Source organism: Natrialba asiatica DSM 12278 (genome assembly GCF_000337555.1).
GTDB lineage: Archaea > Halobacteriota > Halobacteria > Halobacteriales > Natrialbaceae > Natrialba > Natrialba asiatica.
Genome location: NZ_AOIO01000031.1, coordinates 114,767 through 132,072, shown reverse-complemented (window position 1 = coordinate 132,072; position 17,306 = coordinate 114,767). Strand labels below are relative to the sequence as shown.

The window sequence follows — 17,306 nt, the reverse complement described above, 5'->3', positions numbered from 1 at the left end:
GGTCGCCGCCGTCGGCAGTGGTGCTCATCGTACTCCGGTATTGGTGCCGGTCTCGAGGGCAGCGGGTTCCACTTCGTCGGGAGACGCCAGCCTGTTCCATACGTCACGTACGCGGGCACGGCGTAAGAATTGTCTGCCAGCAGACGTGACTGTGTCCGGTCCAGCCGGTCATACGGATAGAAGCGTGCCGTTTCGATCCGACACCGTTGGATCGCGGATCAGGGTAACTCGTGAATGGTTAATGTTACGTCGCGGGGCCGGCCCTCGATGTCTTCGACGAGGCGGCTGACGACGCCTTTGGCCTCGCTCAGGAGTCGTGGCTTGACCTTCCCGATCACCCAGTCGAGCGAGACGAACCGGGGAAGCGAAATCGCGTTCTCGTCCGCGGAGTGTGGATCGTACACCGCCTCGAAGTAGATTCGGCTCGCGGTTTCTTCTTCCGGCGGGGCAGCGTCGGGTTCCGGCTCGATTCGCCACTCGCCGCGTGCGTCGAGATTGTTACGTAACTGCCACGTGAGCGATTCTGGCGGCGTAATCGACGTCACCTCCGATCGAGCCGTATAGCTAAGTTTCCACCAGGTGAGTCGGAGATCGTAGACCGAGCCGACGCCGCCGTCGCCGTGGACGCGAACGTCCGTCAAGTGCTCCGTATAGCGCGGATAGTCGGTAAACGACCGCACGTACGGAAAGACCTCCTCCGGCGAACGATAGGCAACGGTACTGAGGAGAATTCTGTCCACGGCGGCAGTACGACGGGCCCGACTGTAAGGATTCTCATTGCTGTAGCCCGCCACTCCTCTCCTCCTCAGTTTCGCCGCCGCGCCCATCCACACGCTGACACCTGCTCGCTCGCTGCCCGTTTTCGCCGCCGAGAACAACCTCTATAGCCGTGCCGGACAACGACCATCCGTGCACGATCTCTGTATCATCGGCGGCGGCGTCGCCGGCCTCGCCACGTCGATCTTCACCGCGCGCGCTGGACTCGACACGCTCGTCATCGACGGCGGCGAATCCATCCTCGCACGCAACGCCAGCCTCGAGAACTACCCGGGTTTCCCGAACGGCGTCGACGCCCGCCGGTACCTGCAACTGGTCCGCGAACAGGCACGAAACGCGGGTGCGACGTTCGAACTCGGACGGGTGACGAGCGCCGAACGCCGAGACGACACCGACCCTGAAGCGGGATTCGCCCTCGAAACCGACGGCGGCGACCCGATCGAGGCGCGCCGAATCGTCGCCGCCTCCTGGTCCGACAGCGAGTACCTCGTCCCGCTGGATGTCGGCCGAACGCAACGCGGCAGCAAACACTTCGTTTCCGCCGATGAGGCGGGGCGAACGGCCGTCGACGGCGTCTACGCGGCCGGCCGACTCGCCGGCGAACCCCACCAGACGATCGTCGCAGCGGGCCACGGCGCAAAGGTCGGACTCGCCGTGATCCACGACTCCGACACCGATTTCTACCACGACTGGGTCGCCCCGGAGGGCTACTTCACCGGCCGCGGCCGCGACGTGCCGCCGGGGTGCGAGGAGATCGACGACGACGAACGACGCGAACGCGACGAGCGCGCACGCAAGAGGATGCGCGACGCCTTCGCGGAACCGCTGGACGACCAGCCGACCATGCACCCGAGCGTCGAACGGGACTGACTCCGCCTGAACGCGAGTTCAGGCGCACGGACTGCAGCAAGCGTCGATCCCCCCATCAAGTTATCACGATCTCCGTGGGAGTGCAGATACCGTCGTGATGCGAGCATGACCCGGTCGAACCAGCGCGACTGCACGCCGATTCGCCTTCGAACGAGCGCCGAACGGGATGCGTTCGGAGCGGCGGTCTGCTATTTGAACGCCCGTAGCAACGGCGGCGGTGACAGCGGCTGTGACGGCGGTGAGATCGGCGATGGAAACCGCGCCGTTTCTGCCGAGGAGGCGTTTCTCGAGGCGCTCGAGTTCGCCCGCCGTGAGATTCTACACCGGTTCGTCCACGGTGTACTCCGCGGGCAACCTGCCGGCGTTCCGACTGCGCGGGTCGTGGAGCGCGAGTCGCCCGCTATCCCTGACACAGAGGGCTTTGAACGCGCTGCGTTCGATGGGGCGCAACTACTCGAAGCAGTCACACCGCTCCCGACGACGTGCCGGCAACTCGCGCTGCTTCCGTTTCCGGCTTCGGAGACGGTTCTGGTCGCCCCGATCGCACGCCGGCACGGATACGACCGCTTTCGACTCGTCGGCCCGGTTTCCCGGCTGTCGACGGCCCGCCGGTCGGGGCCCGTAGCGAACACCCGCGCCGACCCGACCGTGACGCGGGTTTCGAGGCCGGGTGAACTCGTGTCGCTGCTCGAACGCGAGGGCGGGTTTTCCGACGCCGCACAGGCGGATCGAATCCGGGAGGAAGTCGCCGAGAGCGTCGCGAACCTCGCGCTCGCGCGACTCACCAGGGGCGTTCGCGCGCGAGCAGTCGAGACGGCGGCGGAGACAGCAGAAACGGTAACCGACTCCCCCTTGGCTCCGATCGAGACGGGTATCGCCGCCGCCGACGACGCCGCCGCTTTCGAGCGGATCGTTACCGACGGTCACCCGTTCCATCCGGCCGGGAAGCTTCGCCGCGGGATGACCGCCGCGGACGGACTCGCGTACGCGCCCGAGTTCACCGCCCGAGTCGACCTGCGGTTCGTCGCCATCGAACGGGACTCCGCCCTCGAAACGCGGACGGGGGGTGCGGACGGCGAGAGTCTGACCGCTCGCCTGTACAGGCTGTTCGACGGGCTCGAGGCGGCGCTCGAGCGAGCGATTCCCGGGTCGGCCGATGCAGGCGCGTACGCCGTCGTTCCGGTTCACCCGTTCCAGTACCATCGAACGGTACCGGAGCGCTACGCGCGACGGTGTGCTTCCGGGCGGATCGTCCCGATACCCGAGTACAGTCGGCCGGCGACGCCCCAATTCAATCTTCGGACGGTGGTTCCGTTCGAGAGCGAGCGGACGGCCGACGGGCCGCTTTCGCACCTCAAACTCGCGATCGATGTCCAGACGACGAACGTCGTTCGGACGCTGTCCCCACAGGCCGTCACGAACGGCCCGCGGGTGACCGCCCTCGTGAGGGAGATTACGGAGCAAGAGTCGTTCGAGTCGCTAGGAATCGTCCCGGAGCCGGCAGCGACGTGTCACTACCCGCCCGGCGGTTCGCAGCCCCACACGGCCGGCGACGAGTTCGACGACGCCCGTCACCTCTCGGCGCTGGTTCGAACCAATCCACTTGCACACCCGCTGGTCGCGGGCGCGGACGACGCGGTCCCCGTGGTGGCGTCGAGCCTGCTCGCCGAGTCGCCCGCGACGGGGCGGTCCCTCGTCCGTGACCTCATCGAGCGCTACGCGACGGCGGCGGAGGCGACGACCGCCGCCGAGGCGGCGCTCGCGTTCGTCGACGCGTACGCCGGTGTCGTCGTCCCCGAGCAAATACGCCTGCTGACGACGTACGGTATCGCCCTCGAGAGCCACCTCCAGAACAGCCTCCTCGTCTTCGATCGCGAGCGTGCGCGTCCGATCGGCACGCTCGTCCGCGACCTCGGCGGGATTCGCGTGCACGGCGGCCGCCTCGGCGAGCACGGACTCTCGTTTACGCCTTACCCCGACTCGGACCTCGACGCCGACGGCGAGCGAGACCTCCACCGAAAACTGTACTACGCGCTCTTTCAGAACCACCTCGCCGAACTCGTCGCGACGATCGCCGCCGAAACGGCCGTCGACGAGCGGGCGTGCTGGGTCCGGATTCGGGCACACTGCGAACGGGCGTTCGAGCGGGTCCGCGCCGAGACGGCGGTCCCCGACGACCGAGTTCGTCGCGACGAGCGCGCGCTGTTTGCGGAGCGGACGACTCACAAGGCCCTGACCGCGATGCGATTACGCGGCAAGCGCCACGAGTACGTGACCAGCGAGGTATCGAACCCGCTGACGCCGGCGGGGCGAGCGGTGATCGACCCCACCTGAGCGGGCCGTTGGCTATCGGGTAGCGCCTCGCTACCCTTAACACACTGCCGGGAGAATACCGGACGAATGCTCGAAGGCGTCAACGTCGCGCTCGGGGTGACGGGTTCGATCGCGGCCGTCAAGACGGTCGAACTGGCCCACGAACTGCGACGACGAGGGGCCACAGTCCGCGGCGTGATGAGCGACAGTGCACGGGGGATCATCCACCCCTGGGCGCTCGAGTTCGCGACCGACAACGAGGTCGTCACGGAGATTACGGGCGGCGTCGAACACGTCAACCTCTGTGGAAACGACGGCTGGGCGGATGTCTTCTTGATCGCGCCAGCGACGGCCAATACGGTCGGCAAAATCGCGGGTGCGATCGACGATACGCCCGTGACGACGTGTGCGACGACCGCGCTCGGAGCCGAAACTCCGATCGTGATCGCACCGGCGATGCACAAACCGATGTACGACCACCCCGGCGTGCTCGAGGCCACCGAAACAGTCGAGGACTGGGGTGTCGAGTTCGTCGACCCGCGAATCGAGGAGGGAAAAGCGAAGATCGCGACCGAGGAGGCGATCGTCTGTGAGACCGCCCGCGCGGCCGGCGACCAGCCGCTTGCGGACCAGCACGTCGTCGTCACGAGCGGTGCGACGACCGAAGCCATCGACCCCGTGCGCGTCCTCACGAACCGATCGTCGGGGAAGATGGGCCGCGCCGTCGCCGCCGCCTGCTACGTCCGCGGTGCCGACGTGACGCTCGTCCACGACGGGGAATCCGTCCCCTACGCCGACGTCCGAAGCGTCGAAAGCGCCACGGAGATGCTCGAAACCGCACGAGACGTCTGTGCCGGCGGATCCGGAGCCACCGCCGACGCCCTCGTCTCGGCCGCCGCCATCGGCGACTATACCGTCGAAACCAGTCCGGAGAAGATCCGCTCCGGACAGGATCTCACGCTCGATCTCGAACCCACCCCGAAACTCATCGACGAACTTCGCGAGGCGTTCCCCGACCTGCCCATCGTCGGGTTCAAGACCGAGACGTCAGGCGACGACGCGAAGATGGTCGACCGGGCCCGAGAGATGCTCGCGCGCGCTGAACTCGCGTTCGTCGTCGCGAACGATGCGAGCGTAATGGGTGCAGAGGAGACGCGCGCACTGCTCGTTCACGCGACAGATGCCGCCCACTTCGAGGGGACGAAAGCGGCGCTGGGTAGAGAAATCGCGGATTCGATCGCGGCAGTACTCGACAGTTAGTCAACCAATTGATGCATGCAAAGTGGGGCAGGAGAGTTATATAGGTGGCGTTCATCCCACTGAACTAACGCATTCAGTCTCGATTGAATGCTCGCGGATTTGAGTGGATAGAGGTGATTCGGAGTGGTCCAGCAACAACGGGATGATCGTATCGAACGCGGATCGAACGGTGGGAGAGCCGAGCGTGAACGTGGCAACACGGCAGTGGGGCCCGGAGCGCGCGATGACTCGACACCCGATGAAACGGAATCGAGCGCTGCGGCGAACTCGACACGACAGCATGGGTCCGAGGATGCGTCCGACTCGGCTGCGAGCGCTGGCGCTGAGCCGGACCCTCTCTCCAAAGGCGAGGTTTTCGAAGTCCTGCGCAATCAGCGCCGGCGCTACGTCCTCCACTTTCTGAAACAGGACGGTCGGCCCGTTGAACTCGGCGACCTCGCACAGCAACTCGCAGCGTGGGAGTACGATACCACCCTCGATGGCGTCACGTCCGCACAGCGAAAACGCGTCTATACCACGCTTCAACAGACGCATCTCCCGAAAATGGACGAAGTCGGCATTCTCCAGTTCGACTCCGACCGCGGCGTCATCCGAGCGACCGACCGGACCCGAGATATCAGCGTCTACCTCGAAATCGTTCCCGGTCACGAGTTCGCCTGGCGGGAACTGTACCTGTCACTGGGTGCGATCGGGTCGGCACTGGTCGCCGCACTCTGGCTCGGAATCTATCCGCTCACGATGCTGTCGGACCTGTCCTGGCTCGCACTCGTCTCGATAACGGTGACGGTAACGGCGGTCGTCCACATCTACCACGAGCGTCATATGCGCCTCGGCCGCGGTGAGCAGCCGCCCGAACTCAGTTACGGGCCGGGAGAGTAACGACGTTGTCGAGGAGACGTGAGACCGGCCAGCCCGGACCCACACGCGACTGAACTCGTCGTCTCACTGGGACAACGAGCACCGGTTGGGATTACTCGGCGATTCCGTAGGTGTCGTCGGTCCAGTCGCGCGTCGGAAGATCGTACACCGGCTGGTGGTGGTCGATCGCGTCGAGACGATCGCGGTCGTCTTCGTCGAGCGTCCAGTCGAACAGGTCCAGGTTCGAGCGAACGTGTTCGGGGGACGTTGACTTCGGCAGCACGACGATCTCGTTTTCGACAGCCCACTTGAGGACGATCTGGGCCGGCGATCGGTCGTACGCCTCCGCGATGTCCTGAACGGTTTCGTCGGCGAAGACTTCCGTTCGACCGAAGGGTGCAGCGGCCTCGATGACGGTTTCAGTTCCGCGGCAGTACTCGAGGAGCGTCTCCTGCGTGTTCCAGGGATGATACTCGACCTGGTTGACGGCGATCGGCACGTCCGAAATGTGGTGTGCACAACTGAGTTGATACGCGTCGAAGTTCGATACGCCGATATTCCGGACTTTCCCGTCCTCGTGAAGCGTCGCCATTGCATCTAGGGTCTCGCGCAGCGAAATCGCCGGATTGGGCCAGTGCACGAGGTACAGATCCAGGTACTCAGTCCCCAGTCGCTCCAGGGACGCCTCGCAGGAGGCGATCACCGACTCGTAGTCGAGGTTTTTCGGGAGAACTTTCGACGTAAGAAACACATCTTTGCGGTCGTACTCGGATAGTACGTCGCCGATTTCGCGTTCGTTCCGATATCCCTCGGCGGTATCGATGTGACCGTAGCCGGCATCCAGGCCCGCTCGGACCGACTCGCGGACGGTGTCACCGTCGATATTCCAGGTTCCGATACCAACTAGCGGGAGCTCGTCACCACTCGGAAGCGTCGTCGTCGGTGGGGTCATCGGACGATGTTCACCGCAGTACGGCAAAACGATTCGGTTCGTCCACGGCCTTGCCATGAGTCGCGTTCGTCCGGTCTCTGTTCGTCCCACCACTTCTATAGAGAGGCACCGCCTCGCCACACGGAGTCGACAGCAACTATCGTAGCCACTGCAGATCACTCCCGATCGCACGACGGCTATAGAAGCGGTGTGTGACTAGTTGAAATCAGTACTACAGTGATACGGAGATTTCGACGGGTACGTAATCCGGACGCGATTCGAAACTGGCACCACAACATGATTCAGCAACACACAGATACGTGCATCGACAGTTCTCACGCCCCTGATATATCACCACACTCCTCGAACGTATCGTCAACTTTTACTCCGCGTCCGTCCCATCCACGGCATGGATCAGTTACAGCAGTCACTCCTCGACGCGCCGATCATCGAAAAGAACGGCTATCACTACTTCGTCCATCCTATCAGCGACGGCGTCCCCAAACTCGACCCCACACTCCTCCGAGAAATCGTCATCCGAATCATCCGCAAAGCCGAACTCGAGGAGGTAGATCGGATCGTTACCCCCGCTGCGATGGGCATCCACATCTCCACCGCTGTCTCGCTGATGACCGATATTCCGCTGACCGTGATCCGAAAGCGCCAGTACGGCCTCGACGACGAGGTCGCCATCTCCCAGAAAACCGGCTACTCGGAGAACGAGATGTACATCAACGACGTTCGCGAGGGTGAACACGTCCTCGTCCTCGACGACGTTCTCTCGACCGGCGGCACGCTCGCTTCCGTCCTCGAAGCACTCGACGGAATCGGCGCAGAAGTCGTCGACACCGTCGCCGTCATCAAGAAAGTCGGCGGCGAGAACAAAGTCGACGACGCCGGGTATACCGTCAAGACGTTGATCAACGTCGATGTCGTCGACGGCGAGGTCGTCATCGTCGACGAAGACGGCGATTTCTAGTCCGTTCTACGTCGCTCGTCGACCGAGTGTCTGTCTCCGTAAACTCCGTAGTTCGTAGTCACACCGCTGTCGTGACGAGTGCAGCCGGCTGCCACTGGCGATTCTCAGTTCGGTGCTCTCACGTGTTGCTATCGACGCCGACGCTCCCCGGACCCGGTACCAGTGGAGCGTACTCATCGTGTTTGAACGAGCCGAGTACTGTCTTATCGAGCGTTCTAACGTGTGTATAGAGTTCACCTTCCTCGGTGGCAGCGGCGACCATGCCCGGAACGTGGCGGCGTTCGTACTGCCCTGCAAGCAAGATTGCAGTCTCGCTTTTGGGATCGAGGAGTTCGACCACGAGGAAGACGGCACCATCGACTTCGTTTCGGTAGGCTTCGTATCGCGGAAACTCGCCGCGTTCGAAGGCGTTCGTGAACGAGTCCGCGTGGTTGTCCGCGATAACAAAGAAGAGCCCGTATCGATCGTCGTGTTTCTTGCCAGCGTCCCGGCTGACTGCTGCGGTTTGGAGGGCCGGAATGGCGACGGTGTCCCAGCCGTTTTCCTGCCGCTGGTGTTCGAGAGCAGAGAGGTCTTCGGTGGTCTGCACCCAGGCGTTCTTGATCGCAGCCCCACTGACTGGCTCTCGCTGCTGAGTGAACTCGTCATCCCCGATTTGCGTCATACACCTCGTTGGGCACAGCAGTGGGATAACTCTTTTCACGCTTACACCCTGGTCTCTGGTTTTTCTGGAGGGGTGTCATAGCGCTCTTTCTGAGAGCGGCTCCGCTCGGTGAGACAATGCTCTCGAGAGACGGAAGATCAAAGAACGTCACGGAGTCAGGCGCTGACGAGCGAGCGGCCGGTCAGATACCGAACGCCGCCTCCATTAGATAGGAGATCAGCAGGACGGCAAGACTCCCGAAGAAGAGTTTCCCGGCTGGATTGATCCGGTCCTCCGGCGGCGGTGCTGGAAACCATCGCTTCGGTGGAAGGGATGCGACGAGTGCCTGAAACCGCGTCTGATCCGCCGTTTCCGGAATCGAATCGCCAGAGACACCGGATAGAGCGGCTTCGTCCTCGAGATCGGATGGCGACCGTGGCCACAGCCGAGATGTAGTATATCCGAGCAGAATGAAGCCCACGAAGAACAAGACGAGTTTCGCCCGTGAGAGGCCACCACCGGTTATCAGCCCTAAGACGACAGCACAGATCGTGCTGATCGCGGCGACTGCGCCGGCATACGTCAGCGCATCGATCAAGACGAGAAGCCGAGTTCGGTGCTGTGACTGGGATTGAGACTGTGACGGAGGGTCCGAGTTCATGTGAGATGATCGAGAGGGCGTTTTGTAATCGTACTACAGCGACAGACGTGAAACTGCCGCTACGGAGCCACGACGTTACCGGTGACGATCATCGAGAACGTGCTCCGGTTTTCGGTAGTCCGCATCGCTATCGTGGCGGTGGCAGAGACTCCGACGGCCGGATGGGCTGACGACGTGGTAGTCGGGTTCGACCGGCTCTTCTGCGTCCGCGTCGTCCGCCTCGGCGGCACCGTCAGGTTCGTGGCCCTCGCAGACGCTGCCGAACTCCGCACCGAGCAGGTCGAGTGCCGCCCGTTCGTTGCCACCGCGGGCGAGTTCAGCGGCGTCGTCGAGAACGTCTTCGACGGCCGGCGGCACCGCCTGATCGCCGAACAGTTCGGCGTAGATTTCGTCGATCGTCCCAAAGTGTGGCTCCTTGCCGAGCAGTTCCCTGATGCGGTCGGTGACCGACTTTTCCGTGCGATCCCGCTCGCGAAGGACTTCTCGAAGCGTATCGAGTTGGTGCCAGAGTTCGTTGTCGAGGTCCTGGTACTCCGGCGGCCGGATACGGGCCGGACAGCGAGTGCTGAACGGGCAGCCAGACGGCGGGAATCGCGGACTCGGTGGCGTTCCCTGAAGCGTGATTCGGTCCTTGTGGGCGGTGGGATCGGGTTCCGGAATCGCCGAGAGGAGCGAGTGCGTGTAGGGGTTCGCCGGGTTGGAGAACAGTTCCTCCGTCGGTCCGATCTCCATGATGTTCCCGAGATACATGACCGCAACCCGGTCACAGATGTGGCGCACGACCGAGAGATCGTGGGCGATAAAGAGGTAGGTCAGCCCGAACTCCTCTTGTAAGTCCTCGAGCAGGTTGATCACCTCTGCCTGGACTGATACGTCGAGCGCGGAGACCGGTTCGTCCAGCACGATGAACTCGGGCTCGAGCGTCAGCGTGCGTGCGATCCCGATCCGCTGGCGCTGGCCGCCGGAGAACTGGTGTGGGTACCGGTAGTAGTGTTCTCGCTGGAGGCCGACGGTATCGAGCAGTTCCTTGACGTGCTGGCGGCGCTCCCGCGGCGTCTTCCAATCGTGAACGTCGAGTGGCTCGCGGACGATCTCGCCGATCGTCATCCGATCGTTGAGACTGGAGTCCGGATCCTGGAACACCATCTGTGCGTTGCGCCGCCACTCCTTGAGGTCGGTTCCCGACAGCATCGTGATATCCGTCCCGTCGAAGCGGATTTCGCCGCCGGTTGCGGATTCGAGTTGGATGAGCGTTCGCCCGAGCGTACTCTTCCCGCAGCCGGATTCGCCGACCAGCCCGAGCGTTTCGCCGCGTTTGATGTCGAAACTGACACCGTCGACGGCTTTGACTGGGGTCCCGCCGAACAGCCCGTCGCCTTCGTAGTAAGTTCGTAGGTCGCGGACCTCAACCATGACGTCCGAATCCTGGTGTGAGTCCACGTCTACGTCCGCTTCTGCCGTACCCGTCTCGAGGGCGTTTTGACTCATCGGTCATCACCTCGTGGCGTCTCGGTTTCTGTTTCGGTCGCAGCGTCGGCACTCCCGCCCGTCGCTTTCACCTCGCCGGTCCCCTGATCCGGGGTCCGACCGGACGGATGCGCAGCCGCCGTATACTCGTCGACATACAGGAGACAGGCAGCGGTATGCGCCGCCTGCTCGTCCTCGGGATGTCCATCGCCGACGGGAACCGTCTCGGGATGAACGGCCTCGCAGTCGCCGAACGCCTTCGGACAGCGAGGGGCAAACCGGCAGTACGTCGCGGGTTCGTTCGGCGTCGGAACGTTCCCCTCGATCGTCTGCAGGCGCTCTCCCTGTTGTCGTCCCGGAATCGACTCCAGCAACCCCTGCGTGTAGGGGTGTTTCGGATCGTCGAACAGCGAATGGACGCCGGCCGTTTCGACGATTTCGCCCGCATACATGACGTTCACGCGATCCGTTACCTCCGCGATCACACCCATATCGTGGGTGATGAACAGGATTCCGAGGTCGCGTTCGTGCTGGAGTTCCTTGAGCAAGTCGAGAATCTGGGCCTGGATCGTCACGTCCAGTGCCGTCGTCGGCTCGTCACAGATCAGTACCTCCGGATCGCACGCAAGCGCCATCGCGATGACTGCACGCTGGCGCATCCCGCCGGAGAACTGGTGGGGATACTCGGTCACGCGCCGTCGGGCATCCGGAATCCCGACCGCCTCGAGCAACTCGATTGCCTCTTCCGTTGCCGCCTGCCCGGAGAGGTCCTGGTGGAGCCGCAGCGTTTCCTCGAGTTGGTTCCCGACCGTATAGACCGGGTTCAGACTCGTCAGCGGATCCTGGAACACCATCGCAATCCGGCCGCCACGCATCTTCCGCTGAATCTCACCGGTACAACGCGTGAGTTCGACGAACCCGTCCGTAATCGACTCGGGATCATCGGTGCTTCCACCCCGGACGAACACACAGTCGTCCGCGCCGATGAACTCGAGCGTGTCGCCGTAGGCGCCGACGAAGTCCTCGAGCGTCGCCTCCTCGCGGTCGTCGTAGCCGAACGTCGACGGCGTTGCGTCGATTTCGGGGTGATCGAACAGCGAGGTCGGATCGTGTTCAGCTTCGAGTTCATCGAGGCTGACGGTTCGGCCGGCGAACGTGGTGGCGAACGATCGGAGCGTTGGGACGTGCTGGAAGCGGATACTGCTGCCTTCCAGTATGTGTCCGGGGGAGTCGACGAGGCCCATAATCGAGCGGGCGGTGACGCTTTTCCCGGACCCGCTCTCGCCGACGACGCCGACGGTTTCGCCGGGGCGGATATCGAAGTCGACGCCGTCGACGGCCCGGATGACCTCCTTGTCGGTGAAAAAGGAGGTCTGGAGGTTTCTGACGGTGATGATCGGATCGTTCCGACCGCCGGCAATTGTCGTGGCGTTCGACGCTGCCGTCGCGGTTGTATCTAGTGTCGATGTTGCCGTTGACTGTGCATCCGCCGTTGGATTAGATTCCATTGCCATTATCCACCACCTCCGGTAGCGGCGGCAGCACTACCGTCGCCGCTATCACTCTGTGGGTCGATTGCGTCGCGGATGCCGTCGCCGAGCGCGTTGAATCCGGTCACCAGGAAGACGACTAGAAGTCCGGGAAGCGTAGCGACGTGCCACGAAGATGTCGAAACGTACGACTTGCCTTCGAAGACTGCCCGACCCCATTCGGGTGTCGGTGCCTGTACACCGAATCCGAGATACGAGAGGGCAGCAACACCGATGATGACGCCGCCGAGCGAGAGCGAGGCGTAGATGAGCATGTAGCCGGCGATGTACGGCGACATGTGTTTGCGCATGGTTGCCGCCGGACTCTGCCCGTAGCTCTTTGCGGCGTCGATCCATTCCTGTTCGGAAACCTGGAGTGCGGGTCCGCGGACCGAGCGCCACAGTAGCGGCCAGCCGGTCCCGGCAAAGATCAGCGCGAGGAGTAAGCCCCCGTCGTAAATCTCCGCGATCGGATGGTTCGCCTGCATGAACAGCACCGAGAGTAACAGGACCAGTAACAGCCGTGGGAGCGCGATCACCGAGTCACTGGCGATGATCGCCAGTAGATCAGCGACGCCCTTGTAGTAGGCCGTAATCAGTGCGAGTACCGTCGCAACGACTGCCATCAGGACCGTGGCAAGGAGTCCGATGACGAGTGAAACCTGCGCACCGTACGCGAGGAAGGTAAACAGATCCTTCCCATCCGTATTCGTTCCGAACGGATGGAAGCGATCGTAGTCGTCGTAGCTCATCAGTCCGACGTTCTCGTCGCCACCCTGTGAGCGACTATTCATATTCGCATCGCCGTGCGTGATCGATTGAACTCCATCGTCACCGTAGTACTGGATCTCGTTCCCATACGGGCTGTAGAGGTTCGCTTCGGCCGTAACCGGACTCACAGCCGGGGCCCAGAGGGCCATTACGACGAACATGAACACGACGACGAAGCCGAAGACTCCCCAGTAGTGGGTCCGCAGGCGATTGATGCTGTCGTCACGCGGTGTCCAGTCCGCCTCGCGGTAGTGTTCGCGGAAGATCTCGTAGCCCTTCCAGAGCCAGCCGAGCCAAGTCAGAGCGTACGCGTAGACGACGAGCACTCGAAGTCCCCACGCCAACGCGGGCGAAAGGCCGAGGAACGTCCCTTCCCAACTTCCGTCCGGCAGCTGGTAGCCCTGATTCGGAATGATCTCTCGGCTCGTAATCGTCGTCAGCGATCCGACCGCTTCGACACCGCGTGTAAGGACGCCGATGAGCATCTCGAAGAGCCCGCCGACGGGTGTCCAGACGAGCGCAGCGGCGACGATCGCAAGCAGTCCGGTCACGAGCAGTCGTTCGAGGATATCCTCACGACCCGTACTCACGTCGATTCCAAGTCGGTCGACGAGCGACCACGGGATGAACAGCCACTTGACGATGATGGCAACGGTTCCCAGCAGGATGAACGCCATGATGACGAAGGCAGCGATGCCAGCACCGGTTCCGAATGAACTGGCAACAGCTCCTCGTACTGAACTCGGGATCGTCACGATCATCTCGACCATAATTCCAACCGCGCCGCCGAGTCGGAGAACGCCATCGGCGATCCGGCCCAGTTCGAGCGCAACCAGGACGAGCACACCGACCAGCCAAAGCAAGGCTGGCCGCGGATTTGCAGCGATACGGTCCCGCAGTGTCGTGTCGTCGAATTCGTTCATACTCATCTATTCGTACCCCACGCGTGGATCCAGAATCGTATAGAGGAAGTCCTGGATGATGTTTACCGAGACGATCAGGATGATGAAGACGAACATCAGCGATCCGACCAGCGGAAGATCACCCTGGATCGATGCCTGGTAGAACAGGTATCCGATTCCGTTGATGCCGAAGATGACCTCGACGATGACCGACCCGCCGATCAGAATGAACGCCTCGTTGGTGATGATCGGGACGAGCGGAACCAGTGCGTTCCGGAAGACGTGCTTCCAGACGATGGCCCGATTCCGAAGTCCCTTCGCCTTTGCCGTCTCGACGTAGTTCGAGTTAATCGTCTCGAGAACGGCGGTGCGTCCAATTCGCATCTCGTTCCCCATCGCAGCCGAGCCCAGAACGACCGCAGGAGGCAAGATCTGTTTGATCGAGGCTGCGAGTGTTATCGGTGAGAAGTAAAACCCGATCGGGATGCTGAGCGCCCCGAGTGAAACCCAGTCGGTGACCGCGATGAAGTTAAGCGGCGGTTGCCCGATGAGTCCGGGAACGTTCACACCGATCGTGTTCCAATCTATTCCGAAGAAGAACTTCTCGGACTGGCGTAAGACGGCGAGGAAGATGATCGCCAGCCAGAAGTTCGGCATCGCACGCCAGACGATTCCGCCGAACGACGCGAGGTAATCCCCCCCAGTATTGGGATTCAGTCCGGCATAGAAGCCGAGCGGAACCCCGACGAAAATCGCAATCAGGACTGACCAGAACCCGAGCCAGAGCGTCCGCGGCGCGTAGGTGGTGAGCAATTCACCGACGCTCGTACTCGGTTGGATGACCCAAGACTGGCCTAGGTTAAGCGTCAGCATCCCCACTATGAAGTCGATGTACTGCCGCCAGAGTGGTTCATTGAGACCGAGCCGCTGCTCGATCCGTGCGCGATTCGCGGCCCCCCCTTCGGGACCAATAATAGCGGCAACGGGGTCGATCGGGCCCATTCGTACGATGACGAACGTAATCGTGAGCCCGAAGAGGACGACGGGGATCGACAGGAGCAACCGACGGAAGAAGTACCGCCAGCGGCTCACGGGTGACCACCCGTCTGCAACATGTGCATCATGTCTCGTACTATAGGTTGTTCGAGCATTCCTGGATTATAAACCTCCCTATTATCGTTGACAGCAATGACCACGGCCGGGTCAGGGAGCAACCCGAAGCCGCGTCACCGAATAGCAATCGTTACTCCAGCGTGACGCTGTTGTACCGCTGCTGGTAATCTCCCATCGCGCCGAACGGTTCGATGTCGACGTAATCGTAAGCGAACTGTTCGCGGGTGTCGTGATACAGTGGCAGCATGATCGCATCGTCCCAGATCGCCTCTTCCATCTCGATGTAGGCCTCGTTACGCGCTTCCTGGCCTTCTTCCGGCTCGGGATTCGCTTCGACCTGTTCCCACGCTTCCTGGGCCTTTCTCGAAGCGTCCGAGTCCTCCGCGTGCCAGTCGAGATAGTAGCCGTTCGTTTCCGTCGGCATCCGCGAGGTATCGGTATTCTCCGGCTCGAAGCCGAACATCCCGTAGTCCGCTGCCGGCCAGCTCCAGGTCCAACCAAGCGAATAGAAGTCGAGGTTTCCGTTCTCACCACGCTCTTGAAGCGTCGAGAACGGCGTTTCCTCCAGTTGCAGGGAGATACCGATCCCGTCGAGCCTGTCACGAAGATTTCGACCAGCCTCTTGGAACACTTCGCTCTCGTAGGTTGTCAACGTCATCTCGAACGGATCGTCCTCGGTGTAACCGGCGTCCGCGAGGAGTTCCTCTGCAGTATCTCGTTGGCTCTCGTTCATCCCGTAGGGATAATCCTGAATGAACTCTTCGCGACGCTCGGCCCCGCCGGGGAACGCACCCGGTGGCGTGAACGTGTACGCCTCCTCGCCGCGACCCTGGAAAATCGTCTGGACCAGTTCCTCCCGATTGAGAACGTATGCGACCGCCCGTCGAACCGGACGCGGAACCGCCGTCGCATTGAACGCGAAGTAGTACGTCGAAAGCTGAGGGACGCCGACGTAGTCGAGTTCTTCCCCGTTTTCGACCGGGCCATACGTTCCGATTTCGCGCCCTAGGTCGTCCGTTTCGGCGTCGACCAGATCCCCATCGTACTCGGAGGTTGGAATACGGAAGAAGTCCGCATTTTCGTTCATCGCGTAGGTAAAGCGCGCACTGTCGTCTTCGATGATCTGCCAGTGAACGCTATTGACGTTTGCCACGCTTCCGTGGTAGTCCTCGAACGTGGAAACCTCCACTTCCGCATTGGATTCCCAGGTTTCAAACTGGAACGGGCCCGTTCCAACCGGCTCGGAAGAAGCGAATTCCCCCTGGTCGTATTCGCCGTCGTAGCCCTCGATATCGCCAACAATACCCTCCGGGATTGCAACGAACGAGTCGTATGCGAGGAGTTCGAGCGCGTTGGGGTTTGGCGTCTCGAGTCGAATTTCTAGCGTCCGGTCGTCGACCGCTTCGACGCCGATCGAGTCCGCGACGAGTTCTTCGTCGCCGTCGGTCTCGTGCTCGACGTTGAGCATCGTCGCCTCGAGGAGGAAGTTCGAACGCTCACTGTGTTCGGATTCGGCGAGTCGCCGGAACGCGAAAACGAAGTCGTCCGCGGTCAGTTCGCTCCCGTTGTGATACGTCGCCTCTTTCAGCGTGAACGTGTAGGTCAGCAGGTCGTCGGAGATGTCGACTTCCTCGGCGAGGAGGTTCTCGACGGTCGTTTCGCCGTTCGCGAAGTACGTCAATCCCTCGTAGATCTGCTTGATGACCTCACCCGAGGCCGTGTCCGTCGACTGGATCGGATCCAACGAAGTGACCGTTGAATTGATAGTGTTTAGCACATTCTCGCCGTCTCCCTCGTTGGGATTGTCACCGGAAATACATCCGGCAACGGTTGCCATCGCTGCACCTGCCCCGGCCGCCTTCAGGAACGTACGCCGGGATTTATCGATTTCATTCGCCATTTCGACTGACACCAGATGCTCATATGCCATAAAATTTTGTTTTGTATCCGGTGTGGTACCATTTCGTGAACACAATTGTCCATTGATGCAGAATATTTCCCAGTATCCGTCGGTCGAATAAGCTAGTTGGCACGAGTTCAGCCGCGAGATTGAGGGATTATAGGTAGAATCTGGCATGGGGACTGCTCGCGCGCACCCCGGTGAAGCTCCCCGATCTTGCCCCGAGTACTATTACAATGCATTGTATGTTTCTTTCCTCCTAAGGATCGATTGTCCTGCGTCCGTCAGCCGTAAGAAGGTATTTCGAGACGAATAGTCACCAAAACGGCCGA

14 protein-coding genes are annotated in these 17,306 nt (G+C 61.9%); 5 read left to right on the top strand and 9 right to left on the bottom strand.

Annotation, left to right across the window (positions count from 1 at the left end):
- Positions 1-218: 218 nt before the first annotated feature.
- The gene (locus tag C481_RS13855; protein WP_006109859.1) at positions 219-740 is read right to left on the bottom strand and encodes an SRPBCC family protein; all 522 of its coding nucleotides are present in this window, start codon (positions 738-740) and stop codon (positions 219-221) included.
- A 169-nt stretch (positions 741-909) separates the two neighbouring features.
- Here C481_RS13855 and C481_RS13850 point away from each other — a divergent pair, with 169 nt between their 5' ends.
- From C481_RS13850 to C481_RS13835, 4 genes are all read left to right on the top strand, one after another.
- The gene (locus tag C481_RS13850) at positions 910-1,647 is read left to right on the top strand and encodes an NAD(P)/FAD-dependent oxidoreductase (protein WP_006109858.1); all 738 of its coding nucleotides are present in this window, start codon (positions 910-912) and stop codon (positions 1,645-1,647) included.
- A gap of 105 nt (positions 1,648-1,752) precedes the next feature.
- Complete coding sequence (locus C481_RS13845) at positions 1,753-3,981, top strand: IucA/IucC family protein (RefSeq protein WP_006109857.1); 2,229 nt, start codon at positions 1,753-1,755, stop codon at positions 3,979-3,981.
- Positions 3,982-4,047: 66 nt separating this feature from the next.
- Positions 4,048-5,220: a bifunctional phosphopantothenoylcysteine decarboxylase/phosphopantothenate--cysteine ligase CoaBC gene (gene coaBC, locus C481_RS13840; RefSeq protein ID WP_006109856.1), complete on the top strand. Its 1,173-nt coding sequence runs from the start codon at positions 4,048-4,050 to the stop codon at positions 5,218-5,220.
- A 123-nt stretch (positions 5,221-5,343) separates the two neighbouring features.
- Positions 5,344-6,099: a DUF7344 domain-containing protein gene (locus C481_RS13835; RefSeq protein WP_006109855.1), complete on the top strand. Its 756-nt coding sequence runs from the start codon at positions 5,344-5,346 to the stop codon at positions 6,097-6,099.
- Positions 6,100-6,190: 91 nt separating this feature from the next.
- On the opposite strand, the gene C481_RS13830 is transcribed toward C481_RS13835, so the two are convergent.
- Entirely contained in the window at positions 6,191-7,030 is an 840-nt protein-coding gene (locus C481_RS13830) for an aldo/keto reductase (protein WP_006109854.1), read from the bottom strand.
- A 388-nt stretch (positions 7,031-7,418) separates the two neighbouring features.
- Here C481_RS13830 and hpt point away from each other — a divergent pair, with 388 nt between their 5' ends.
- On the top strand, positions 7,419-7,988 hold the full coding sequence (hpt, locus tag C481_RS13825) for a hypoxanthine/guanine phosphoribosyltransferase (protein WP_006109853.1): 570 nt from the start codon (positions 7,419-7,421) through the stop codon (positions 7,986-7,988).
- 118 nt (positions 7,989-8,106) lie between these two features.
- Here the strand turns inward: hpt and C481_RS13820 are convergent, their stop codons facing one another.
- The 7 genes from C481_RS13820 to C481_RS13790 all read right to left on the bottom strand — a co-directional run bounded on the left by C481_RS13820 (position 8,107) and on the right by C481_RS13790 (position 16,974).
- The gene (locus C481_RS13820) at positions 8,107-8,652 is read right to left on the bottom strand and encodes a DUF7529 family protein (RefSeq protein WP_006109852.1); all 546 of its coding nucleotides are present in this window, start codon (positions 8,650-8,652) and stop codon (positions 8,107-8,109) included.
- A gap of 181 nt (positions 8,653-8,833) precedes the next feature.
- A complete protein-coding gene (locus C481_RS13815) occupies positions 8,834-9,292 on the bottom strand; it encodes a DUF7555 family protein (protein WP_241434685.1) in 459 nt (152 codons plus the stop codon).
- A 75-nt stretch (positions 9,293-9,367) separates the two neighbouring features.
- Positions 9,368-10,780: an ABC transporter ATP-binding protein gene (locus C481_RS13810; RefSeq protein WP_006109850.1), complete on the bottom strand. Its 1,413-nt coding sequence runs from the start codon at positions 10,778-10,780 to the stop codon at positions 9,368-9,370.
- Complete coding sequence (locus C481_RS13805; RefSeq protein WP_006109849.1) at positions 10,777-12,267, bottom strand: oligopeptide/dipeptide ABC transporter ATP-binding protein; 1,491 nt, start codon at positions 12,265-12,267, stop codon at positions 10,777-10,779. The genes C481_RS13810 and C481_RS13805 overlap by 4 nt, the downstream gene beginning before the upstream one ends.
- 5 nt (positions 12,268-12,272) lie before the next feature.
- A complete protein-coding gene (locus tag C481_RS13800) occupies positions 12,273-13,988 on the bottom strand; it encodes an ABC transporter permease (protein WP_006109848.1) in 1,716 nt (571 codons plus the stop codon).
- Entirely contained in the window at positions 13,989-15,053 is a 1,065-nt protein-coding gene (locus tag C481_RS13795; protein WP_006109847.1) for an ABC transporter permease, read from the bottom strand.
- 151 nt (positions 15,054-15,204) lie between these two features.
- Positions 15,205-16,974: an ABC transporter substrate-binding protein gene (locus tag C481_RS13790; RefSeq protein WP_006109846.1), complete on the bottom strand. Its 1,770-nt coding sequence runs from the start codon at positions 16,972-16,974 to the stop codon at positions 15,205-15,207.
- Positions 16,975-17,306: the final 332 nt, after the last annotated feature.